Here is a 22,004-nt window from a genome sequence, read left to right as displayed (position 1 = left end):
GGACCGGCCGGCGATGTCCACAGAGCGCGGGCACCGACAGCATGCGGCGGGAGTTATCCACAGATCACACGGCCGGTCTACCCAACGGCACCAAAACGCCGCACCGTGGACGAGGCCGGTCCGCTCCCCCCTCGGATCGGCACAGCGGCGGCCGGACGAGCGGACCTGGACCGGGTCCGGCCGCCGCGCCTCCCCCGGACCCGGAGGTGTCACCGTCATGCCCCCTTTGCCACGCTTCGACCCGCTCTGGCTCGTCATCCCGGTGGTCGCCATCCTGATCGCCCTGGGACGGCCCACTACGATGCCGATCAAGCCGCACGCCGACGGGCCACACCTCGTCCTGGCCGCACGTGATCCGCAACGGAGCACCACCGCCTTGTCCGAGCCCTTGTCCGAGCCCGGGCGGTCCGCCCCGTCCGGTGCGACCGACTCCGCCGGTGGGCTCGGCCCCGGTGACGGGTTCGGTACCGCGCCCCGCCACGACGTCATCGAGCAGGCCCTGGGGGTCAGCCAGGTTCGGGCCGTGGTGGGGACCCCGGTCCCACCTCCTCTCAGGCTCACCCCCGGCACGTCGGCGGAACCCTCGACGACACCTGCTCCGTCCACAGCGCGGTCGACGCCGGCGGCGCATCCGGCCCCCTCGCCTCGCGCCCCCTCGCCGAAGGCAACCTCGTCACCTCGACGACCGGCGACTCCCACCGTCCGGCCTCCCTCCGCCCCACGATCTCCCCGGCCGGCGGACCGCCGAGCCGGGGAACGAACGCGGCCGGCCGTGACCCCGCCGGCCGCCGGCCCGCCGGGCGGCGGAGAAGGGGACGAGCACCCGGACCCGCCACCCGGCGACGTCGGACCGGAGAACTCCGCGGCACCGCCGGCCCACGGCGGCAGGGTCCGGGCTCTGCGATGGACGTTGTCGGGGGCCGTCACGGTGAGCCGCGGTTTCGAACGCCCGCTTTCGCCCTACGGACCGGGTCATCGCGGAATCGACCTCAAAGGATTCGGAATGAAATAACTTGTTCACTTCGGGATCCTCGCGAGCCCGTGACCTGCGAAGACGCATATTGGCTTGCATTAATTACTTCATTACGAATTCAAAGCCTCTCCGGCCGCCCCGGTTCTCGCCGCAGCCGACGGGGTGGTGAGTTTCGCCGGGTCCGTGGCGAACCGCGGCATCGTCACCGTCACGCATGGCGACCTCCGCACGACCTACGAACCACTGACGCCGGCGATCAGTCCCGGAACCGCGGTCCGAGCCGGGGACCTGCTCGGCTGGATGAGCGATGGCCATCCAGGCTGTCCGGTGGCCGCATGCCTGCACTGGGGGCTTCTGCGCCGGACGGACTACCTCAATCCTCTGCTGTTCTTCCGCAGAACTCCGCCCCGCCTCCTGCCCCTCCTCCCCCTAGCAGATCGCTCCCCTGGGTCCCCGGCCTTCTCTCAAGCCCGGGGATGAGCCTGCTCAAAGGCCGCGCGCAACCGTTCCGGCGTCACGTGGGTATAGATCTGCGTGGTCGCGAGACTTGCATGGCCGAGAAACTCCTGGACGGAGCGCAGATCGGCCCCGCCTTCCAGCATGTGCGTCGCCGCCGAATGTCGCAGACCATGCGGAGTCCGACCGGCCGGAGCAACACCGGCCGCCACCCTCGTCGTCAGAATCCGCCGTACCGTGCGCGGGTCGAGGCGACCTCCGCGCAGGCCGAGGAGCAGCGCACGCCCGCTACGGGCGGTCATCAGCCGCGGCCGTCCCGTTGATCGCCAGGACCGCAGGGAGGCCACCGCCGGCACACTGAACGGCACGCTGCGCTCCTTGCCGCCCTTACCGAGAACCCGCAGCAACCTCCGGTTGTCATCAATGTGCCCCAGGTCAAGACCGCACAGCTCGGACACCCGGATTCCGCTGCCGTACAGGAGCTCGAGAACGAGTGCGTCCCGCAGCTCCACCGCCCGCCGTACGGCCCGCTCGGAGTCTGCCGTCGAGTCCGGCAGCCCGGACGGCTGCGACGTGCCCGGGGGCGACACATCAGGCGAAGGGTTCTCAAGGAGCTGACGCGCGGCCGCGGCGGTGAGCACCTCAGGCACCCTTCTGACCGTACGGTTACCTACGAGCCGTGCGGCGACGTCGGTGTCGAGGAAGCCACGGCGCGCCGCATAGGAGGAGAAGACCCGGGCCATCGAGGCGCGCCGGGCCAGGCTTGCCGGCGCCGCCCCGGCGGCGCGCATCGAGGCGAGCCAGCTCCGCAGAAGCGCCAGATCGAGGTCGGCGAGGACCGAACAGCCCATCCGCTCCGCGTGAGCGCGCAGGTTAGCGAGGTCGGCGGTGTAGGCACGCACGGTCTCAGGAGATCGGTCCAGCTCCGCGGTGAGATGGCGGAGAAAACCCGCGACCGCCGTCTCCCAGCCGGACTCGGGTGTCTCGACTATCTCGCCTGGCCGGGCGTCTGATCCACGCGTCGATCGGGGGTGCTGCCGCGGCGGAAGTCGACCGTCGGCGGGCTCCTCGGTGCTCTCGCCTCGCAGGGCCATGCGACGACCGTGGCGGCATCGGCGGTTCTCGTCAAGACGCCGCGGCGTCCGCGACATTGCACCCGAGGACATTGCACCCAAGCTGCCTCAGGTCTCCCCATCGGGGTTTTCGCCGTCGAGTCCCGGATCCGCGGTACTGCGCGTCGGGGAACGATCGGCCCCGCCGTGGGCGGCACCCGGTCGGGTACCGGACCGCCTGCCGGACGTGGCGGGATGGGACGGGTTCGACGGCGCTCGGCCCAGATTCGTGAGGCGGTAACCGCCCGCCACGTTCTCGACCAGCCCCTCCACCGCGAGTGGGCCCAGCATCGCCAGCACCGCCTCGGGGCGCAGGCCGGTGCGGCGCGCCAGCACAGCCACCCCGACGGCAGCGCGGGCCGGCATCGCGTCGAGAAGCTCGCGCACCGCCTCGGACAACCCGTCCCGCGGGCCATCCCCGCTCGCCGGCCGCTGTGCGAACGATCCGATACTCGCGATTTCCTCCCTGATGTCCTCGGCTCCGGTAACCAGGACCGTCTGTTCACGGAAGTCCCGGAGCAGCCGGTGACAGCCTGCGCTCATGGCGCTGGTCACCGGTCCCGGAACGACCATGACGGGACGACCGAGCCTACGGGTGTGGGCGACCGTGTTCAGCGCGCCGCTACGGTGGCCCGCCTCAACCAGGACCGTCCCCCGGGACAGAGCCGCGATGATGCGATTACGGGTGAGGAATCGGCGTCGGTACGGAGGCGTGCCCGGCGACACCTCGCTGACTACCGCCCCGGTACAGGCGATCTCCTCCAGCAGTTCCACATGGGCAGTCGGGTAGGGAACGTCGACACCCCCGGCGAGCACCGCCACCGTCGATCCGGCTGCGGCCAACGCCCCCCGGTGTGCTGCTGCGTCAATGCCGAACGCGGCTCCCGACACCACGGCCCATCCCTGTTCCGCCATCGCAAACGCGATCTCTCCGGCGAGGTACAGCCCGTAGCTGGTCGCGGTCCGGCAGCCCACGACAGTGACCGCCCGGGGTGGGAGCTCGCTCAGGTTGACCGGACCACGGACCCACAAAGCCAGTGGAGTGCCGATCATCGAACCGTCTCCCTCGTCCCGAAAACGGTCCAGGGCATCCAGTTCGAGGGGCCACTCGGCGTCCTGGGGACAGACCAGCCGGGCGCCGGCGCGCCATGCCGCGTCCAGGTCCCGAACCGGATCGACACTCGGGTGCGCCGCCCGGAGCGCATTCCACACCTCGGACGCACCCCGGCGCCTGACCTCGACGGCCACGCGACGATGTTCCGGGCCGAAGACGCGGGCTAGGGCGACACGGGCCAACCGCTCGGGATCCGACCAGTCGGTGTCACCCGGTGCCACCCTCCCGGGCGCGGGACCGGGATCCGCCCCCCGGGCATCCGGCGGAGTCGTCGAGCTCATGTCCCACTCCCTGAAGACGGCACCGGATGCGGCTTCTTCCTCCTGCGCGACACGGTCTCCTGCGCGACACGGTTCACGTCACGGTCAGGAGCGTCCCCACGGGGGCCTCCCATGCTCATGCCGACCACCCGGGCAATCTCAGATCCAGCGCGGCACCGAACTGCTCGGGACCGGGCGTGCCCCGTCCGGCGAGATCGGCGAAGGTCCACACCAACTTCAGGACACGGTCGAGACCGCGCGCGGTGAGCAGGCCTCTTTCGAATGCCCGCTCGGCCACGGCCGTCGCCCTCGCCGGCAGCGGCCACAGTCGGCGCATCGCCGGCCCCGGCACCTCCGCGTTGAGCCGCCACGGCGTTCCGGCCAGCCGGACCCGGGTCGCCTCCTGGGCCGCGGCGACCCGCGCCGCGACGACCGCGGACGAATCACCCTGGCCACGGTCCGCCCGTAGCTCCGCCCGGCTGGGAGCGCTCAACGCCACCTGGATGTCGATCCAATCCAGGAGCGGCCCGGACAAACGGGCCAGATAGCGCCGACGGACCAGGCTCGGGCACTCGCAGCCCACCGCGCGTGGGCCACGGGCCTTCGAACACGGGCAGGGATTCGCGGCCAGAACCAGCTGGAAGCGGGCGGGAAACCGTGTCGTCGCGCGAGCGCGGGCGATCTCGATCTCGCCGCTCTCCAACGGTTGACGTAGCGCATCGAGACTTTGACGGGTAAACTCTGGCGCCTCGTCCAAAAACAGGATGCCCCGGTGCGCCTGACTGGCCAGCCCGGGCCGAATCACCGTCGAGCCTGCCCCGACGAGTGCCGCCGGGGTCGCGCTGTGGTGCGGACTACGATACGGCGGTCGGGTGACGAGCGGGCAGTCCGCGGGCAGCAGGCCGGCGACCGAATGGACCGCGGTCACCTCGAGAGCGGCCTCGGTACCGAGGTTCGGCAGCAGCCCGGGCAGTCTGTCGGCCAGCATGGTCTTGCCACTGCCGGGCGGCCCCTGCATGAACAGGTGATGGCCACCGGCCGCCGCGACCTCGACGGCCAGCCGGCCCCTGCTCTGCCCCGCCACGTCCGCCAGATCCCCGACCTGACCGTCGGTGGAGGCAGCTTCGGCCGTGGGGGCCGCCACGGGCTCGGCGGCGATCTCTCCCCGCAGGAGCGCCAGCACACTGGTGAGATCGACAGCGGGCTCTACCACCGCGCCCGGTACCAGCGCCGCCTCGGCGGCGTTGCCCGCCGGTACCACGACCCGTTCGATACCGGCAGCCACCGCCCGAAGTACCGCCGGGAGCACCCCGCGGACACCGCGCACCCGGCCATCCAGCGCCAGCTCGCCGATGAGTACCCGACGGAGCAGGGCGGCGCGCGGCACCACACCGGCCGCGGTGAGGATCGCCACCGCCATAGCCAGGTCGAAACCACTGCCCGATTTCGGGAGGGTGGCGGGGAACAACCCGAGCGTGATGCGCCGATCAGGCCACCGTTGGCCCGAGTTCACGATCGCGGCGCGAATCCGATCCCGCGACTCATGCAACGCGGCATCGGGCAGACCGATGAGAGTCAGCCGCGGAAGACCATTGGCGAGATCCGCCTCCACCTCGACGATGTGACCTTCGACCCCGACGACCGCCACCCCCCGGGCCCGCGCGAGGGCCATCAGAACGCTCCCCGGATGTGCTCGACACGAACCGGACCCGCCGGAGGGCGGGACACCAGGAGGACGTCGAAACGCACCAACGACGAGGCGTGGGGGTGCTCTGCGAGCCATCGGACAGCCAGGCGTCTGATCCGAGCCGCCTTGCGACCCACGACGGCCTCGGCGGCCGATCCGTAACGCGTCCCGGATCGGGTCTTGACCTCGCAGAACACCAGGCTCTCACCGTCCTGCACAACGAGGTCGAGCTCGCCCTCGCGGCAGCGCCAGTTACGGTCGAGGATCTCGGCGCCGACCGCCGCCAGATGGCGGGCGGCGACATCTTCGCCGAACCTGCCCAGTGCGTCCTTTGCCCGCATCGCCGCTCCCGTTCGCCGGGGGACGGGTGCCCGCCGGTCGTGACCAGCGTGGACGTGGGCGGGCCGGAGAGCCATCCACATGATCGATATGTGGATGGCGAGGGTTTCTCCACAGGAACGAGCTGGGCGGACATCTCAGCGGGGCATCACGGGCTTCGGTGACGGGCCGACTCGCACTGTCGATCCAGGCGACGACCGACCGGAATGAGATGCCGATCTGCCGAACATACCGCCGAGACGATCAAAACGCCGAAGCGATCAAGCGGCCGGGGCTGGAAAGCGTGACGCCGAGAGTCGGCGTCAGAGCTCGGCCTTGGTCAACTCCTCGACGTTGATATCTTTAAAGGTGACTACTCGGACATTTTTAACAAAACGCGCAGGACGGAACATGTCCCACACCCAGGCGTCCCGTAAGATCAACTCGAAGAAGACCTCGCCGTCCGTGCTGTTCCTGACCTCGATCTGGTAGTCGTTCGCGAGGTAGAAGCGGCGCTCGGTTTCGATCACATACGAAAAAAGCCCCACCACGTCGCGGTACTCGCGATAGAGCTGCAACTCCATCTCGGTCTCGTACTTCTCGAGGTCTTCCGCGCTCATACAGTCTCCGTGACGCCATGCCGGCTGGTCACAAGCACCCTGTCCTCCAGCCGCAATGATCGTGCTTCCCTCGTCGTCGCCGCATGCGCAGCCACGTTGACGTACGACATCCGATGCTCGTCACACGGTCCGCAGCGCGCCAGCGCCGCCGCGTGGGCCGCGGTGACGTATCCCTTGTGCTGCGCGAAATCGTACTCGGCATAGCGCGTGTGCAACGCACGCATGATCCGGTCCCTCGTCACCTTCGCCACGACCGAGGCTGCCGCCACGCACGCGACCACCCGGTCTCCCTTCACCACCGCCAACGACTCCGCTCCGAAACCGGCGACCGCGAATCCATCCGTGAGCACGTACCCTGGGCGCACAGGCAGGCGCGCCACCGCGCGTCGCATTCCGGTGATGTTGGCTACGTGCAGGCTGACCCGATCGATCTCGGCCGCGGAGATGACGACGGTCGACCACGCCTCGGCGGCGGCCGTCACGTCCTCGAAAACACTCTCACGGATCTGCTCGGTCAGGAGCTTGGAGTCGGCCAACCGCGCCAGCCGTCGACGAGCCTCCGGAGCCAGAATCACCGCGGCGACGACCAAGGGTCCGGCGCATGCCCCACGACCCGCCTCGTCGACCCCTGCGACCGGACCGAGACCATGCCTGTTCAGAGCGCGCTCGTAACCGAACAGCCCCGCATCCCGGCGAAGAGCGGCACCGTAGTGTCTCATGACGGACCGCGGCGCCGAGCCGTCCCTGACGCGCGCGTGCGCGTGGGGCCTCGTGGCATCCGGCGGGGCCGACGGGTGGCGGTCCACGCCGGGGGGATTAGCACGGCAAGGGCGAACAGGGATGCGTCATCCGTGGCCGGGGAGCCCGGCAGCGGCACCGCGGCGTCGTCGGCGGAAGACAACGCGGCCGATGTGGCTGATGTGGCCGACCCGGCTGATGTAGCCGACCCGGCCGGCGCACGAGGAGCCGGAGGCACCACCGACTCGACGGGAATCCCGGCGAAATCGTTTGGAACGCCCAGGAATCCGAACCGGCCGAGTGGCCAGACACGGACGAAGGCCCGTCCCACCACCGCATGCTTCGGGATCGGCCCGTTCTGCCGGGCATCCGAGGAGGCCCCGCGATGGTCACCCATCACCCACAGGTAGCCAGCCGGGACGGTCAGCGGGCCGAACCGCTGATAGTCGTTCTGGTAGACGTACGGCTCGTCGAGCGGATGGCCGTTGACCGAGACTCTGCCCGCGGTATCGCAACACGCGACCGTGTCGCCGCCGACCGCTATGACGCGTTTGATGAAGTCGGTCTCGCTCGGAGCCCCGAGACCCAACAGGTTCTGCGCGCCACGAACGAACCTGCTGAACGCGTTGCTCGGCGGCGGGACGACGGACTCGGCATGATCGAATCCGGTTCCTTTGCCGTTGAAGACGACGATCTCACCCCGGTGCACGTCGCGGAAGTGGTAGACGACCTTGTTGACAAGAACCCGGTCGTCGACGAGCAGTGTCCGTTCCATCGACTCCGAGGGGATCCAGAACGCCTGGACCAGAAAAGCCTTGATGAGCAGGGCGAGCAGAAAGGCGATCAGCACAAGGACCGGGAGCTCGCGGAGGAACGAGCCACGGCCACGGGCCCGCGCCGCCTCGGGCCGGGCAACCCGACGACCGGTGGCTTCCAGACTGTCGGGCTGCGCCTGGTCCTTCGGGCCGTCTGGCTCGGTCGCAGGGCTCGACTGCGCGCCGTCCGGCTGGCCGCACTCGGTCCTTCCCGGTACCCGAGGCCCACTGGGATCGGATGCGTTCACGCCGCCACCTCGCAGGATCGACCGCCAAACCTCATCGGACCGGTCGACGTGCCACCAGCCGCACCTTGCGACAGCGTTGCGGACCGTGCCGCCTATCTTCTTCCATCAACGGCGACGGCACCTGCACGGGCAACCGGCAAGTCGCGGATGGAGAATCCGGACGCGTCACGGGGTGGCGGTAACCTCAGCGCGCGACCGGCTCACGCTTCTCCTTGATCTTGGCAGCCTTACCGCGCAGCTGACGCAGGTAGTACAGCTTGGCCCGTCGGACGTCACCGCGGCTCACGACCTCGATCTTCGAGACGATCGGGCTGTGGAGGGGAAAGGTCCGCTCCACGCCCACGCCGAAGCTGACCTTACGGACGGTGAAGGTCTCCCGCACCCCGCCACCCTGGCGGCGGATGACGGCACCCTGGAAGACCTGGATGCGCTGACGGTTTCCTTCGACAACCCGCACGTGGACCTTGAGGGTGTCGCCCGGCCAGAACTCGGGCACGTCGGTCCTCAGCGACTCGGCGTCGAGGCTGTCCAGGGTGTGCATGGCAGTCGCTTCCTGAAGAGTTGAGAATGGATCGTCCGCGGCCCCGGAACGCACCGAGACGGACAATCCATGGTCGAGGCCGATCTGGCCGGCATGGGTGGACGCAATCACCGCGAGGTGTCCCGCGGGGAAGACATGCGACCCGAGGCCGCCCGAACCGGTCACAAACCGACGGACACTGCATCCTACTGTGCCACACCTAGGAGAGAGACCGGACCGCCCTACCCCTCGACGTCACGACGATGGATCAGGCCAGTCCCCTCGGTGGGGGCCCGGCACCATCCGCCCGGCCGCCTCGGCAGCGGCGGCAGCGAGTACGGCTCGGTCCGCTTCGGCGAACTCGCGGCGTTCCAGGAGGTCCGGGCGCCGCAACAGGGTACGACGAAGCGCCTGGGAACGACGCCAGCGGGCGATCGCCTCATGATCGCCGGAGCGGAGAACGGACGGCACCTCGGCCCCCCGCCATACCGGCGGACGGGTGTAGACCGGGCCTTCCAGCAAGCCGTCGGAGAAAGAGTCGTCGACGACCGAGGCACTGTTACCGAGGACTCCGGGCAGCAGCCGCGTAACCGCTTCGAGAATCACCAGAGTCGCGGCCTCGCCCCCGGCCAGCACATAGTCTCCGATGGAGATCTCGTCATCGGCCCAGGTCTCGATCATCCTGGCGTCGATACCCTCGTAGCGCCCGCAGCAGAACACCAGCCAGGGCTCGCGCGCCAACTCTTCGGCATAGCGCTGAGTGAACGGAGTCCCCGCCGGGGTCGGCACGACGACCCGGGGCCGGCTACCGGCCACTCGTGCGGTGATCTCCGACAACGCCGCGTCCCAGGGCTCGGGCCGCATGACCATTCCCGGGCCTCCCCCGTAGGGGGCGTCATCCACGGTGCGATGAACATCCGTGGTCCACATCCGCAAATCATGTGTATGGATCTGCAGGGTTCCGCGCTCCTGGGCCCGGCCCACGAGCGACAGACGCAGTGGCTCGAGATAGGCCGGGAAGATGGTGACGATGTCGGCGCGCATCGGCTGCTTTCAGAGATATCGGTTCTCAGAGGTATCGGCTGCCTGCCGGGAAACCCGACCTGCCCGCCAGCCGAAGACCGGGCCGAGGCGGCGCAGCCAACTTCCGGCGCAGGACCCGAGTCAATCGAGATCGAGCAGGCCGGGCGGCGGATCCACGACGATCCGGCCGGCGGGGGGGTCGACGGTCGGCACGATGTCACGGACGAAGGGGACGAGATGCTCGCCACCGTCCGGGCCGCCGATCGCGAGCAGGTCTCCCGCAGGGGAGTGAATGATGTCGGTGACGTGCCCCAACAACATGCCCGCCGTGGTCACCGCCCGCAGGCCGACCAGGTCCCGATCCCACCACATCTCCACGGCCTCGCCGTCGGCGGCATCGTCGTCGAGCGGCGATCCCGCCTGATCCGCGTCGATAGCCAGGAGCACGCCGCGCAGCGCCTCCGCGGCGCCACGATCGTCCACCCCGCGAAAGTGAAGCAACAGGCGACCCGAGTGCCAACGAGCACCGGAGACGGTGAGCGGAGTTCCGCCCCCTTCGCGACCGAGGACTGCCCCTACGGCGAACCTGCGGTGGGGCACGTCGGTGCGAATCTCGATCGTGACCTCACCGCGGATGCCATGCGGCCGGCCGATCCGCCCGACGACGATCTCCTCAGCCACGACTTCTCGAGCAATCAGGACGAAGCTCGCGACAACATCGGCGGATGCTAATGATCCATATCGACAACGTCGATCCGAAGGCCCCGGCCTCCGACACCGCCCATCACCGTGCGCAGCGCACGAGCGGTACGGCCTCGCCGACCGATGACCTTCCCGAGATCTTCGGGGTGCACCCGCACCTCCAGGGTACGTCCACGCCGACCGTTGTTCAGGTCCACCCGGACGTCGTCGGGGTGATCGACGATGCCTCGCACAAGATGTTCGAGGGCCGCCTCCAGCACCTACTGCCCCGCGGTCGTCGGTGCGTCCGTGGCCGGGGCGGCTTCCTCTGCCGACTCTGCCGACCCGGACTTCTTGGCCTTCTTCGGCGTGGTGGCCGGCCGGTCCTCGGCGCCCGCGGCAGCCCGCGCGGCCGCCTGGAAGATCTCCCGCTTGTCCGCCTTTGGCTCGGCGACCTTCATCGGCGGGGGCGCCGGCAGGTTCTTGAACTTCTGCCAGTCCCCGGTGACCTTGAGGATCGCGAGGACGGGCTCGGTGGGCTGTGCACCGACCGAGAGCCAGTGCCCCACCCGCTCGGCGTCGACCTTGATGATGCTCGGGTCGGACTTGGGGTGGTACTGCCCGATGGACTCGATGACCCGACCATCCCGCTTGGTACGGGCATCGGCCACGACGATGCGGTAGTGCGGCTCGCGCATCTTGCCGAGACGCTGCAATTTAATCTTGGTTGCCACGGTGGTCGAACGGCTCCAGACATGTCGATGACCACTGGTTTTCCACGGCTGCGCATGGAGCCCCGGTGGTGGGAAGCACCCGCGCCGGACAACCACTCACACATCTCCCGCGCGACACCGCGAGGAACCGCGACACCGCGAGGAATGAGGGCAGCGACACCGGCGCTGGCAGGCAGGGCCTGTATTGAGCTTACAGTCTGCCAGATCGTGACCGCCGCGCACGACCGGGGAGCCCGTGCATCCACCACGGCCGCCTCGCGCGGGTCAACGGCCCCCGCGGGGGCCGCGCGGCGGCATCCCACCGAAGCCGTCCTGCTGCCGCATCAGCGCCGAGAGATCCGGCATGCCGTCCGGAAGCGCGGGGCCCTTCGCCAGCCGCTCCTGCGCAGTGGACTTCTGCGCCTTGGCCTGGGCCGCCCGTGCCGCCGGATTACCCTTGCGGCTGGCTCCCTTGCCCTTCTTCGCGGCCTTGCGAGCCGAGGCGGCCTTCGCTCGACCCATCCCCCCCGGCATCCCCATGCCGCCGGCCATCTGCCGCATCATCTTGCGGGCCTCGGCGAACCGGTCCAGCAACTGGTTGACCTCGGTGACCGTGACCCCGGATCCACGCGCGACCCGAGCCTTGCGGGACGCCTGCAGGATCCTGGGATCACGCCGTTCCGTCGGCGTCATGGACCGAATGATCGCAACCACCCGATCGACGTCCCGATCGTCGACCTGCGCCAGTTGATCCTTCATCTGGCCCATACCCGGCAGCATGCCGAGCAGGTTGCCGATCGGGCCCATCTTGCGGACCGCGAGCATCTGCTCGAGGAAATCCTCGAGAGTGAACTCGGAGGCGACCATCTTCGCCGCCATGGCCTCGGCCTGCTCGGCCTCGAACGCCTTCTCGGCCTGCTCGATGAGGGTGAGGACGTCACCCATACCGAGGATCCGCGACGCCATGCGTTCCGGGTGGAAGACGTCGAAGTCGTCCAGGGCCTCGCCGGTGGAGGCGAACATGATCGGCCGACCGGTCACCTGGGCGACCGAGAGGGCCGCACCACCGCGCGCGTCGCCATCAAGCTTGGTCAGGACCACTCCGCTGAATCCCACGCCATCGGCGAAGGCGCTCGCGGTCGCGACCGCGTCCTGACCGATCATCGCGTCCAGGACGAAGAGAATCTCATCCGGTGAGACGGCGTCGCGGATGTCGGCCGCCTGCCGCATCATCTCCTCGTCGACGCCGAGCCGCCCGGCCGTGTCGACGACGACCACATCGAAGACCTGCCGGCGCGCGTGCGCGAGCGCGTCGCGCGCGACGCGCACCGGATCCCCGACCCCGTTGCCGGGCTCGGGCGCGAAGACCTCCACCCCGGCCCGCGCCCCGACCACCTGCAGCTGGTTGACCGCGTTCGGACGCTGCAGGTCGGCCGCGACCAGCAGCGGGATGTGACCCTGGGCCTTGAGCCAGCGCCCGAGCTTGCCGGCCAGGGTGGTCTTACCCGTTCCCTGCAGGCCGGCGAGCAGGACCACCGTCGGCGGGGTCTTGGCGTACCGCAGCGTCGTCGTGCCGCCGCCGAGGATCGCGACGAGCTCCTCATTGACAATCTTGATTACCTGCTGGGCAGGGTTCAACGACGCACTGACCTCGGCGCCGCGGGCACGCTCCTTCACCGCGGCCACGAAGCCACGGACGACCGGGAGCGCGACGTCCGCCTCGAGCAGAGCCACCCGGATCTCCCGCGCAGTGGCGTCGATGTCGGCATCGGTAAGGCGCCCTCTGCCACGCAGCGACGCGAAGACCTTGTCGAGGCGGCTGGAAAGGGTGTCGAACACGCGCACACACTCCGAGATCGCAGACGGACCGCAGGCACCAGCGTACGCACCCGACGACGAGGACAGCACACTCCCGCGTCCGATCAACCGACGACGTCACGCATCGGCCGATCGACGCGGACGCGACGTGCGCGGCCCGGCGAGGCATGCCCGCACGGACACCGACCTGGTCATTCACCTGCCGGGCCCGCCCTCTGCGCTGAGGAGGGCGAGACGCCTCGCCGGACGCTCACCCCCCGGCCAGGAGAACACCGAGGAACATGGCGCGGCTGACCACGGAGCCCCACAGCTCCGCTCAGTGATGAAGCTTAGGTCACATGCCGAACGACCGGAAGGCCTTGACGCTGAGCACGTTGTGGTCTTCGCCGATCCGGCGGCCACTCGATCGATCAGCCAGCTTCGCCCAACAGGGCGTCGACGAACGCCTCCGGCTCGAAGGGAGCAAGATCGTCTGGACCCTCTCCCAAGCCGATCAGTTTCACCGGCATGCCGAGCTCGCGCTGCACGGCGATGACGATCCCGCCCTTGGCCGTACCGTCCAGCTTGGTCAGCACGACTCCGGTGAGATCAACCGCCTGCGTGAACACCTGTGCCTGGACAAGCGCGTTCTGACCGGTCGTGGCGTCGAGCACGAGCAGCACCTCATCGACCGGACCGTGCTTGCCCACCACTCTTTTAATCTTCGCCAACTCGTCCATCAGGCCTGCCTTGGTGTGCAGCCGGCCGGCGGTGTCGATCAACACGGTGTCCACACCGCTCTGCGTGCCCTGTCGGACCGCATCGAACGCCACCGACGCGGGGTCACCCCCCTCGGCCCCGCGGACCGTGATCGCGCCGACCCGTTCACCCCAGGTCTGAAGCTGATCCGCGGCCGCGGCACGGAACGTGTCCGCCGCGCCCAGCACGACCGTACGCCCGTCCGCGACCAGCAGCCGCGCGATCTTTCCACAGGTCGTGGTCTTGCCCGTACCGTTGACACCGACGACGAGTACGACGGCGGGACGATCCGGGGCCGTCGTGCGCAGCGATCGGTCGGTCGTCGTACCGATCTGGGCAAGCAGCTCGTCGCGCAGCATCGCCCGCACATCCGCAGGCGTGCGGGCACCGAGCACCTTCGTGCGTTCCCGCAGCGCGGCGACCAGCTCGGTGGTCGCCGTAACCCCGACGTCGGCGAGGAGCAGGGTCGCCTCCACGTCTTCCCACGCGTCCTCGTCGAGATTGTCGCCGGACAGCAGGGAGAGCAATCCGCGACCGAGCGCGTTCTGCGAACGAGCCAGCCGCAGGCGCAGCCGGACGAGGCGGCCGGCGGCCGGCGGCGGTGCCTCCGGCGGGATCCGCTCCTGGACCGGGATCCCCGGCGCGGCCGGTATCTCGGCGGGCGGGGCGCCGACGCCCTCGGTCTCCGTCGGGGACGGCGGCAGCACATCGGGAAGACCGATGTCGTCGACCGTCCTGGTCGCCGAATCTCGGGGTACCTCGGCATCGTCACCGACCCCGGGACGGTAGTCGGCGCCCGGGCGCGGGCCTTCCTCGACGGATCGGCGGGGGCGTCGGCGCAGGGCCGTGCCGGCCACCAGGCCCACGGTGGCCAGTACGACGACGGCGATGACGACGATCAGGATGAGGAGCTCCACGTACCGATCCTGACAGATGACGCCACAAGGCCGTGGCGCTCGCCCGGCGGGAGGGCGGCGGCGTCAGAGCGCCGCCCGCTCCCGCAGCCGCTGACTGATCACTGTCGTCACCCCGTCGCCCCGCATGGCCACGCCGTACAGGGCGTCAGCGATCTCCATCGTCCGCTTCTGGTGGGTGACGATGATCAGCTGCGACTTCTCGCGCAGACCCTCGACAGCATCGAGCAGCCGGCCGAGGTTGCGGTCGTCCAGAGCTGCCTCGACCTCGTCGAGCACGTAGAAGGGCGAAGGACGGGCCCGGAATATCGCGAGCAGGAGAGCGAGTGCGGTCAGTGAACGCTCCCCGCCGGACAACAGCGACAGACGCTTCACCTTTTTTCCCGGCGGCCTCGCCTCGACCTCGATGCCCGTGGTGAGCATGTCATCAGGATCGGTAAGCACCAGCCGGCCCTCACCGCCCGGGAACAGCGTCGAGAAAACGATCTCGAACTCACGAGCGGTGTCCGCGAACGCGACGGCGAAGACCTCACGCACCCGCAGATCAACCTCCTCGACGACCAGTAGAAGATCCCGGCGGGTGCTCTTGATGTCTTCGAGCTGCGCGGATAAGAACACCGCCCGCTCCTGAAGCGCGGCGAACTCCTCGAGGGCGAGGGGATTCACCCGCCCCAGCCGGGCCAGCTGCTTCTCCGCGGTGGCAGCCCGGGCGCTCTGCTCGGCTCGATCGAACGGCACCGCGGTGCCGTCGGGCTCATCCGGCGGGACCAGCGTGCCCGGCCCGAACTCCGCTACCAGGTCGTCCGCGTCGATGCCGTGCTCCTCCAGAGCCTTGGCTTCCAGCGTCTCCACCCGCAGCCGCTTCTCCGCTCGGGCCAGCTCGTCGCGATGGGCGGCGTCGCGCAGCGCCGCGAGTTCGGTGGCCAGGGCGCGCCCCTGGTCACGCACCCCGACCAGCTCCGTCTCGGCGGCCTTGCGCAGTGCGTCGGCCTCCTCCCGCTCCGCCGCGGCGCGAGCCAGCGAATGGTCCAGTCGGTCGAGAGCGACCTGGGCCGCCTCCCCCATCACCGTCGCGACGGCCGCCTGCCGCTCGCGGACCTCGTGCCGACGGGCCGCCGCGGCCCGTGCCGCCCGCTCGTTCGCCGCCGCGCGAATCAGTCCGTCGGCGCGTCCCTGCAGGCCTCGCACCCGCTCCTCGCTGGTACGGACGGCCAACCGGGCCTCGACCTCGGCGGCGCGCACGGCGGAGGTGACCGCGACGAGCCGGTCCCGTTCATCCGGAGCACGCTTCCCCGCCTCCGGCTGCTCAGATGTCGCGGCGAGCGACGCCTCGAGCTCGGTCAACGCTCCGTATGCCCGATCACGGGCTGTTTCGGCCCGTGATCGGGTATCCTCCAATCGGGCGATCTCGGATGCCGCGGCCCCTCCCGAACGATCGAGCTGCGCCATCTGCTCGGACAGCGCCCGGTGCCGGGCATCGGTCCCGTGCAGCGCCGCCAGTGCCGCGTCGATGGCGGTACGGGCCCGGGTCACCTCGGCACGCGCGGGCTCGAACGCCTCGTGGGCGGACTCGACGCGACGGGTCGCCTCCGCCACGCCGGCCTCGGCCTCGTCCGCCGCGGCCTGCAGTTCGATCGCAGACGGCGGGTTCGCGCTGCCACCGATCGAGAGGGGCGCACCGATGACGTCGCCGGCGCGGGTGACCACCCGCAGGTCGGGACGCAACGCCGTGGCCCGCTCGGCCGCTGCCAGATCCTCGACCACGACAGTCCGGGCGAGCAGGGACGACACGGCGGTACGGAACCGGTCGTCACCGATCTCCGCCAGATCCAGCGCGGCAACGGCACCGGCCGGGAGCGGACCGTCGGCGCTGGCCGCCCCCGGGTCGGTCGCCGCGCTGCCGACAGGGCCGGCGCAGGCGGCGGGATCGGCGCAAGCGTCAGGCTCATCCGCGACGGTGACGGCGGCCACCAGCGCTGCTCGGCCGGCGCCCGTTTCCCGCAGCCACGCAAAGGCCGCCATGGCATCTTCCGACGTGCCGACGAGCAGGGCGTCCGCCGCCGCGCCCAGCGCCGCGGCGATGGCCGCCTCCGCGCCGGCGGTCACGCTCAGGACGCCGGCCAGCCGGCCGATCACCTCGAGGGTCGGATCCAGTGCCGGAGCCGGGTCCTCCGCCGTGTTCGAGGCGCCCCGCCCGGTCTGCGCGGTCTGCGCGCCGGTAGCAGCCCTCAACAGTGCCGCGGCTCCGTCGGCCGGCGCGAGGGAGAGATGCAGCGCGTCACGTCGCGCAGCCCAGGAGGCGCGGTCACGCTCGGCGCTACGCTCCTCACCGCGCAGGACCTCGAGCCGCTCGGCGGCAGCGGCATGCACCGCCACGGCCGCGCTGTGCCGCTCGGTGAGATCCTCCCGTGCGCTCTCCATCCGGGAGAGTTCGATCTCGAGGGCCGAACGTGACGCCGAGGTCTCGGTCTCCCGCTCCCGCGCGGCGTCGAGTGCCTCGGTCGTCCGTGCTATCTCGTTCTCGGCACTGGTGACACGGGACCTGGCAGCCTCCACCTGGCCGGCAAGGCGCGCGATCTCCTCACGGCGAAAAGACGCCGCGCGTGCCGCGGCGATCAGTTCCTTCTCCTCCCGGGCGAGCGCGGCCTCGAGATCGGCACGCCTGGTGACCACCTCGGCGAGCAGGTCCCGATCACGCTCCAGCCGCTCGGTGAGGGCGATTTCCTGCTCCCGGACCGCCGTGGCCTCCTGTTCCAGTTCCTCGGGGTCGCGGCGCCCACGTACGTCGTCGGCCGCGGTACGCAACAGGCGACCCCGTTCGACGGCGAGCGAACGGGTGCCCCGCAGCCGTTCCCGCAGGGATGCCAGGGCGTACCAGGTCTCCTGGGCGCCGGTGGCGCGCGAAACGATCGCCGTCAGGTCGGCCTGCAGCTGCTCCTCCCGGCGGGCGACCGCGGCATGAGCGGCTTCGGTGGTCGTCAGCCGCGCCCGCAATGCCTCCTCGTCCGCGAGGTCGGAGGCGATCGCGGCCCGGGCACGATGGAGATCGTCGGCGAGAAGGCGCAGGCGGGCGTCCCGGAGCGAAGCCTGAATCACACCGGCCTTACGTGCGATCTCCGCCTGGCGACCGAGCGGCCCCAACTGCCGACGCAGCTCGGCGGACAGATCGGTGAGGCGGGTGAGGTTCGCCGACATCGCCTCGAGCTTGCGGAGTGCCTTCTCCTTGCGTTTACGGTGTTTGAGGACGCCGGCGGCCTCCTCGATGAAGGCGCGGCGATCCTCCGGGCGCGCGTGCAGGACCGCGTCGAGCTGACCCTGGCCGACGATCACGTGCAGCTCTCGGCCGATACCCGAGTCGCTCATCAGTTCCTGGATATCCAGCAGGCGACAACCGGTACCGTTGACCGTGTATTCGCTCTCGCCGCTGCGGAACATCAGCCGCCCGATGGTCACCTCGGTGTACTCGATGGGGAGCGCGCCGTCCGAGTTGTCGATCGTCAGGAGTACTTCGGCGCGCCCCAAGGCCGGGCGAGCGGGCGTGCCCGCGAAGATGACATCGGACATGGTGCCGCCACGCAGGGCCTTGGCACCCTGCTCCCCCAGTACCCAGGCGATGGCGTCGACGACGTTACTCTTGCCCGACCCGTTGGGCCCGACCACGCAGATTATTCCCGGCTCGAGATGCAGGGAGGTCGAGCTCGCAAAGGACTTGAAGCCCCGCAGGGTCAAGTTCTTGAGATGCACCAGTCTCCGGAGCGCTGGAAGGGTTCACCGGCTCGACCCGGGATGGCCGGACTCAGCCGACGTTCGACAGAGCCATCCTAGTCGGCAACCCGAAGCACCCAGCAGGCTACGCTCCGAAAAAAGCACAAAAAAGGCGAGGAGCGAGGTTGCCCGGCTCTTCCTGGGCATAGAGCCGCCAAAGTGATCCGAGACACACAGGCAACATCACTGGACAGAGACGAGCCGGCAAGAGAACGACCGATCCGACGATCTCAGCGACCTCGATGATCATGACACCCGTAGAAACGGAGCCTTGCCCACGTAACCGGGCATACCCACTATGAGGGGGCGCCTCCCCGGGAAACGCCCCGCCAGCTCAGCTGAACGCCGGTTCAGCGTCGAGCGCCCGGACATCCTCCGGCACGTCGACACCACCCACCAACGCCTCGTTGACTTCACGTACTCGAGCCAGTTCTGCCTCGAGCTCCGCTACACGGGCACGAAGCCGACGCATCTCGTAAGAGAGACGCAAGCCGCCGCCGGAACCGACGTGGCCAAAAAGGGCCTTCGCCATAGTGATGGTCCTCCACGATGAGTGACCTAGTGGGTGTCAGACAGCACAAGATCCGAATAGATCAGAGTGCGCCCCAAACAATGACTCCAGGCTCCCACGTCGAGTGACCGAAAGTCAAGAGCATGCCACATGCTCCCGAGCCGGTCCGGTGAACATGTAAAAAGCGGACGGTCATTCCCACGACAGTTCCGACAACACAGCGTCTGCAACCAGTCACTTTCGCCGGAAGTCGGTCAGATCGCTCTGCGCCACCTGCCACACAGCCTCCACCCTGTCCGTCCGCCCAGGGGTGTGACCCGTCATCAACAAGTGCAGAAGGTCACGACAGGCCGGCTCCGGCCCTTCCGCAACCACCTCGACCGCCCCGTCCGGGAGGTTGGTGGCGGATCCGACCAGGCCCAGGCGCCGGCCCCGGGTACGCACGTAGTCACGAAAGCCGACGCCCTGGACAAGGCCGGCGACCCGGGCAGTGAATCGGACCACGGCGTGTCCGGACTCCCTCTGCTCCGCGGATACATCGCTCATCAGCACGGTAGGGTACTGGCCATTGTGGATACCACATACTTCCCAGACATGGCAGGCCGACCGAGAGGGACACGGCGGCAGGATGATCATCGACTGGAACGGCCGGACCGGCCACGTTTCCGCCGCCGGTCCGCTGCCGTGCTACTCGCGTGTGGAGCTCTCGGCTCGGCACTCCTTCTCAGCGGTTGCGGCCAGAACTTCTCCCAGGACGGCGGCACGCTACCCGCCCCGCACGCGAGCACCGATGGTGACCGCCAGGTGACCCCGGAGCCGGTCGACAGCGCAGACAAGATTATTGGTCCTGGCTACGCCCCGCCGCGTACCGCAGGGCCTACCCAGACAGCGGTGCCCAATCTGCCGGGCGGCAAATAGTAGTCAGTACCACTCATAACTACCACCCCTACGATTCACCTCATGCCGATCGCCGGTGAGACGCGGCTGGACACCCGGTTACCCAAACCAAGATCAGCCTGCTCGCCGGCCTGGTAGCCCGCACGACCGCCGCTCCCGGAGAGCTGGCGTGTCCTTGGCGCTCGCAACCTGGGGTAGACGCTTGCCAGGTGCGCATCCACCCGCTGGCTTCGATTCGCCAGGACGACGGCCACCGACGGCGTCGTCGAGGGCCCGTCTGATCTGTTCTCCCGGGTCTGCTTCTGCTGGGTCTGCGCCCGCTCCCGGGCCATCCGCTCCGTCCTGGTCAGTCTCTCCGCCACCGCCACCGCGAAGCCGGCCATCCACGACCGACGAAACGCCCGCGGGTCCTCCCGGCGTGGTGGACGGGCGAGAGCCAACCCCTGTGCCTGCTGGACCAGCAACGAGGTAAACAACATCTGCACGCGGTGGATATCCGCATCCATCCCGAACAGATGAGCGGAGTGCCCCGTCCCCACTGCACGCTGCTCGGTCCGGTACACGAGCCGGCAACCAAGCGGTGCGGCAATGCCCGCGAGCAACGAGATCTTGTCCCGGGCATAGGGCGAATCGACGGCCACCACCAGGTCAGCCGCCTCGACGCGGTGCGGCGACGCCTCCTCGACCAGCGCGCGGTCGATCCCGTACTGGGCGATCAGCTCGGCTGCCTTGCTGTTATAGGTTTCGCGGGCGGCTTCGCTCAGCCCCTCCGCCTCCGCCATCGCCAACAGCTTCCGTATACGACCGAGCAGGGCATCCGGATTCATCGCGCCTCCGTCCATGTCGCGTCGGGGGCAGGCCAGCCAACCGACGTGTCGGATGATGCCTCACCGATCCCGGCAGCCCGGTCTCGGCCCTGGACGAGGCGATAACTGTGAACGCCGCGGCAGGTCTGGCTCCCCACCGACTATCGCGGACGCCACGCCCGGCACCCCACCCGAGAGTCGCGGGATTCGAACGTGTGATCTAACCTTACCATCTGGCCCGCCCTGGGTGCGGCTGGCAGGTGGGGCAGGTGAAGCTCGACCGGTTCATGAAAGCGTCCCGGCGCACCGCGTCTCCGCATCGTGTGCACGGCCGACCCGCACGGCCGTACACCTGTAGCGACCGTTCGAACAGCCCGCTGACTCCGTCCGCCGACACGTACAGGCGGTCGAAGGACGTACCGCCCGCCTCGAGAGCCGCGGTCATCACCGTCCGCGCGCAATCCAGCAGCCTGCCGACCTCCGCCCGAGTGAGGGTCTCGGTCGGCCGCGCGTAGTGCAGCTTCGCGGCCCACAGGGCCTCGTCCGCGTAGATGTTCCCGACCCCGCTGACAAGTGTCTGATCGAGCAGGGCCCGCTTCACGCCGGTACGGCGTCGACGCATCCTCTCCGTGACGAGACGCTCGTCGAAGGCGAGGTCCAGGGGATCCCTGGCGATGTGCGCGACGGGAGCAGGCAGATCCGCTTCCCCCACCGCGACCGCCAGGCCACCGAAGGTACGTTGATCCACAAATCGCAGTTCGCGTCCTCCGTCCGTGAAGACGAACCGGATCCGCAGATGCTTCTGGTCGGGGGTGGCGGGTGGAACGACGAGCAACTGTCCGCTCATCCCGAGATGGGCGATCAGCGCATCCCCCTGGGCCGGATGACCTGGGGGCAGGGCAGGCGGAGACATCTCGGCCAGCACGGCAGCTGATTCCTCCTCCGGTGGTTCTTCTGGAACCACCGGAGCGCACGCCGCATGGTCTACCGGCGGCTGAATCACCAGCCACAGATACTTGCCGCGACGTCGTGCCGCCGTTATCCGGCGGCCGACGAGCAGCGCCGAGAAGTCGGCGGCACCGGCCAGATGACGGCGCACCGCACGAGGATGGTGGACGTCAACCGATGCGATGACGCGACCGACGACACCACGTTCCAGACCGCGGCGAACAACCTCTACTTCGGGGAGTTCTGGCATGATCTCCGGTCATCGGGCCGGGTCAGTGGGATGACACCGGACCCTCGACGTGGCTCGATGAATCTGTCGCCACCGCTGA

At 69.3% G+C, this 22,004-nt stretch carries 20 protein-coding genes and 1 pseudogene; 2 read left to right on the top strand and 19 right to left on the bottom strand.

The annotated features are described in order from the left end of the window. Positions 1–217 precede the first annotated feature (217 nt). On the top strand, positions 218–1,012 hold the full coding sequence (locus AC08OJ_RS00280; RefSeq protein ID WP_476594804.1) for a hypothetical protein: 795 nt from the start codon (positions 218–220) through the stop codon (positions 1,010–1,012). An 87-nt stretch (positions 1,013–1,099) separates the two neighbouring features. Beyond that, positions 1,100–1,453: pseudogene (locus AC08OJ_RS00275) on the top strand (M23 family metallopeptidase); the annotation flags it as partial. On the opposite strand, the gene AC08OJ_RS00270 reads toward AC08OJ_RS00275, so the two are convergent. The 19 genes from AC08OJ_RS00270 to mutM all read right to left on the bottom strand — a co-directional run bounded on the left by AC08OJ_RS00270 (position 1,438) and on the right by mutM (position 21,925). After that, positions 1,438–2,595 (bottom strand): tyrosine-type recombinase/integrase, encoded by a 1,158-nt coding sequence (locus tag AC08OJ_RS00270; protein WP_476591590.1) that lies wholly within the window; start codon positions 2,593–2,595, stop codon positions 1,438–1,440. The pseudogene AC08OJ_RS00275 and the gene AC08OJ_RS00270 overlap by 16 nt on opposite strands. A gap of 15 nt (positions 2,596–2,610) precedes the next feature. After that, positions 2,611–3,936 (bottom strand): DNA-processing protein DprA, encoded by a 1,326-nt coding sequence (gene dprA, locus AC08OJ_RS00265; protein ID WP_476594803.1) that lies wholly within the window; start codon positions 3,934–3,936, stop codon positions 2,611–2,613. Positions 3,937–4,051: 115 nt separating this feature from the next. After that, a complete protein-coding gene (locus AC08OJ_RS00260) occupies positions 4,052–5,587 on the bottom strand; it encodes a YifB family Mg chelatase-like AAA ATPase (RefSeq protein WP_476591588.1) in 1,536 nt (511 codons plus the stop codon). Further along, the gene (locus AC08OJ_RS00255) at positions 5,587–5,943 is read right to left on the bottom strand and encodes a YraN family protein (RefSeq protein ID WP_476594802.1); all 357 of its coding nucleotides are present in this window, start codon (positions 5,941–5,943) and stop codon (positions 5,587–5,589) included. Before AC08OJ_RS00255 ends, AC08OJ_RS00260 begins: the two co-directional genes overlap by 1 nt. Before the next feature lie 300 nt (positions 5,944–6,243). Beyond that, positions 6,244–6,540: a DUF2469 domain-containing protein gene (locus AC08OJ_RS00250; RefSeq protein ID WP_011437963.1), complete on the bottom strand. Its 297-nt coding sequence runs from the start codon at positions 6,538–6,540 to the stop codon at positions 6,244–6,246. After that, the gene (locus tag AC08OJ_RS00245; RefSeq protein ID WP_462187770.1) at positions 6,537–7,259 is read right to left on the bottom strand and encodes a ribonuclease HII; all 723 of its coding nucleotides are present in this window, start codon (positions 7,257–7,259) and stop codon (positions 6,537–6,539) included. Before AC08OJ_RS00245 ends, AC08OJ_RS00250 begins: the two co-directional genes overlap by 4 nt. Next, positions 7,256–8,341, bottom strand: a complete 1,086-nt coding sequence (gene lepB / locus AC08OJ_RS00240; RefSeq protein WP_476594801.1) for a signal peptidase I — start codon at positions 8,339–8,341, stop codon at positions 7,256–7,258. The genes AC08OJ_RS00245 and lepB overlap by 4 nt, the downstream gene beginning before the upstream one ends. 184 nt (positions 8,342–8,525) lie before the next feature. Next, entirely contained in the window at positions 8,526–8,882 is a 357-nt protein-coding gene (rplS, locus tag AC08OJ_RS00235) for a 50S ribosomal protein L19 (protein ID WP_462187772.1), read from the bottom strand. A gap of 234 nt (positions 8,883–9,116) precedes the next feature. Further along, positions 9,117–9,905 (bottom strand): tRNA (guanosine(37)-N1)-methyltransferase TrmD, encoded by a 789-nt coding sequence (trmD, locus tag AC08OJ_RS00230; protein WP_476594800.1) that lies wholly within the window; start codon positions 9,903–9,905, stop codon positions 9,117–9,119. Positions 9,906–10,025: 120 nt separating this feature from the next. After that, positions 10,026–10,565: a ribosome maturation factor RimM gene (gene rimM, locus AC08OJ_RS00225; RefSeq protein WP_476591584.1), complete on the bottom strand. Its 540-nt coding sequence runs from the start codon at positions 10,563–10,565 to the stop codon at positions 10,026–10,028. A 47-nt stretch (positions 10,566–10,612) separates the two neighbouring features. Continuing rightward, positions 10,613–10,846, bottom strand: a complete 234-nt coding sequence (locus AC08OJ_RS00220; RefSeq protein WP_476591583.1) for an RNA-binding protein — start codon at positions 10,844–10,846, stop codon at positions 10,613–10,615. After that, complete coding sequence (rpsP, locus tag AC08OJ_RS00215) at positions 10,847–11,299, bottom strand: 30S ribosomal protein S16 (RefSeq protein ID WP_476591582.1); 453 nt, start codon at positions 11,297–11,299, stop codon at positions 10,847–10,849. It abuts the gene before it with no gap. Positions 11,300–11,563: 264 nt separating this feature from the next. Next, the gene (ffh, locus tag AC08OJ_RS00210) at positions 11,564–13,117 is read right to left on the bottom strand and encodes a signal recognition particle protein (RefSeq protein WP_476594799.1); all 1,554 of its coding nucleotides are present in this window, start codon (positions 13,115–13,117) and stop codon (positions 11,564–11,566) included. Positions 13,118–13,506: 389 nt separating this feature from the next. Continuing rightward, on the bottom strand, positions 13,507–14,751 hold the full coding sequence (ftsY, locus tag AC08OJ_RS00205; RefSeq protein ID WP_476591580.1) for a signal recognition particle-docking protein FtsY: 1,245 nt from the start codon (positions 14,749–14,751) through the stop codon (positions 13,507–13,509). Between the two features lie 63 nt (positions 14,752–14,814). Continuing rightward, positions 14,815–18,492 carry a chromosome segregation protein SMC gene (gene smc / locus AC08OJ_RS00200; protein ID WP_476594798.1) on the bottom strand — a complete coding sequence of 1,226 codons (3,678 nt, stop codon included), beginning with the start codon at positions 18,490–18,492 and terminating at the stop codon, positions 14,815–14,817. A 355-nt stretch (positions 18,493–18,847) separates the two neighbouring features. Further along, positions 18,848–19,045 (bottom strand): hypothetical protein, encoded by a 198-nt coding sequence (locus tag AC08OJ_RS00195; RefSeq protein WP_476591578.1) that lies wholly within the window; start codon positions 19,043–19,045, stop codon positions 18,848–18,850. A gap of 213 nt (positions 19,046–19,258) precedes the next feature. Next, positions 19,259–19,570 carry an acylphosphatase gene (locus AC08OJ_RS00190; protein WP_035731396.1) on the bottom strand — a complete coding sequence of 104 codons (312 nt, stop codon included), beginning with the start codon at positions 19,568–19,570 and terminating at the stop codon, positions 19,259–19,261. 407 nt (positions 19,571–19,977) lie between these two features. Then, a complete protein-coding gene (locus AC08OJ_RS00185) occupies positions 19,978–20,748 on the bottom strand; it encodes a DUF2786 domain-containing protein (protein WP_476594797.1) in 771 nt (256 codons plus the stop codon). 205 nt (positions 20,749–20,953) lie between these two features. Next, entirely contained in the window at positions 20,954–21,925 is a 972-nt protein-coding gene (gene mutM / locus AC08OJ_RS00180; protein WP_476591576.1) for a bifunctional DNA-formamidopyrimidine glycosylase/DNA-(apurinic or apyrimidinic site) lyase, read from the bottom strand. Between the last annotated feature and the right edge of the window lie 79 nt (positions 21,926–22,004).

The organism is Frankia sp. CgKIO3 (assembly GCF_977946435.1).
Note: the sequence above shows the minus strand (reverse complement) of the source record. Positions and strands in the feature narration are given on the sequence as shown.

Bases quoted from the DNA above. Each gene is read 5' to 3' on its own strand.
- AC08OJ_RS00280 (WP_476594804.1), top strand. From the start codon at position 218: ATGCCCCCTTTGCCACGCTTCGACCCGCTCTGGCTCGTCATCCCGGTG.
- AC08OJ_RS00270 (WP_476591590.1), bottom strand. From the start codon at position 2,595: ATGTCCTCGGGTGCAATGTCGCGGACGCCGCGGCGTCTTGACGAGAAC.
- dprA (WP_476594803.1), bottom strand. From the start codon at position 3,936: ATGAGCTCGACGACTCCGCCGGATGCCCGGGGGGCGGATCCCGGTCCC.
- AC08OJ_RS00260 (WP_476591588.1), bottom strand. From the start codon at position 5,587: ATGGCCCTCGCGCGGGCCCGGGGGGTGGCGGTCGTCGGGGTCGAAGGT.
- AC08OJ_RS00255 (WP_476594802.1), bottom strand. From the start codon at position 5,943: ATGCGGGCAAAGGACGCACTGGGCAGGTTCGGCGAAGATGTCGCCGCC.
- AC08OJ_RS00250 (WP_011437963.1), bottom strand. From the start codon at position 6,540: ATGAGCGCGGAAGACCTCGAGAAGTACGAGACCGAGATGGAGTTGCAG.
- AC08OJ_RS00245 (WP_462187770.1), bottom strand. From the start codon at position 7,259: ATGAGACACTACGGTGCCGCTCTTCGCCGGGATGCGGGGCTGTTCGGT.
- rplS (WP_462187772.1), bottom strand. From the start codon at position 8,882: ATGCACACCCTGGACAGCCTCGACGCCGAGTCGCTGAGGACCGACGTG.
- trmD (WP_476594800.1), bottom strand. From the start codon at position 9,905: ATGCGCGCCGACATCGTCACCATCTTCCCGGCCTATCTCGAGCCACTG.
- AC08OJ_RS00195 (WP_476591578.1), bottom strand. From the start codon at position 19,045: ATGGCGAAGGCCCTTTTTGGCCACGTCGGTTCCGGCGGCGGCTTGCGT.
- AC08OJ_RS00190 (WP_035731396.1), bottom strand. From the start codon at position 19,570: ATGAGCGATGTATCCGCGGAGCAGAGGGAGTCCGGACACGCCGTGGTC.
- AC08OJ_RS00185 (WP_476594797.1), bottom strand. From the start codon at position 20,748: ATGAATCCGGATGCCCTGCTCGGTCGTATACGGAAGCTGTTGGCGATG.
- mutM (WP_476591576.1), bottom strand. From the start codon at position 21,925: ATGCCAGAACTCCCCGAAGTAGAGGTTGTTCGCCGCGGTCTGGAACGT.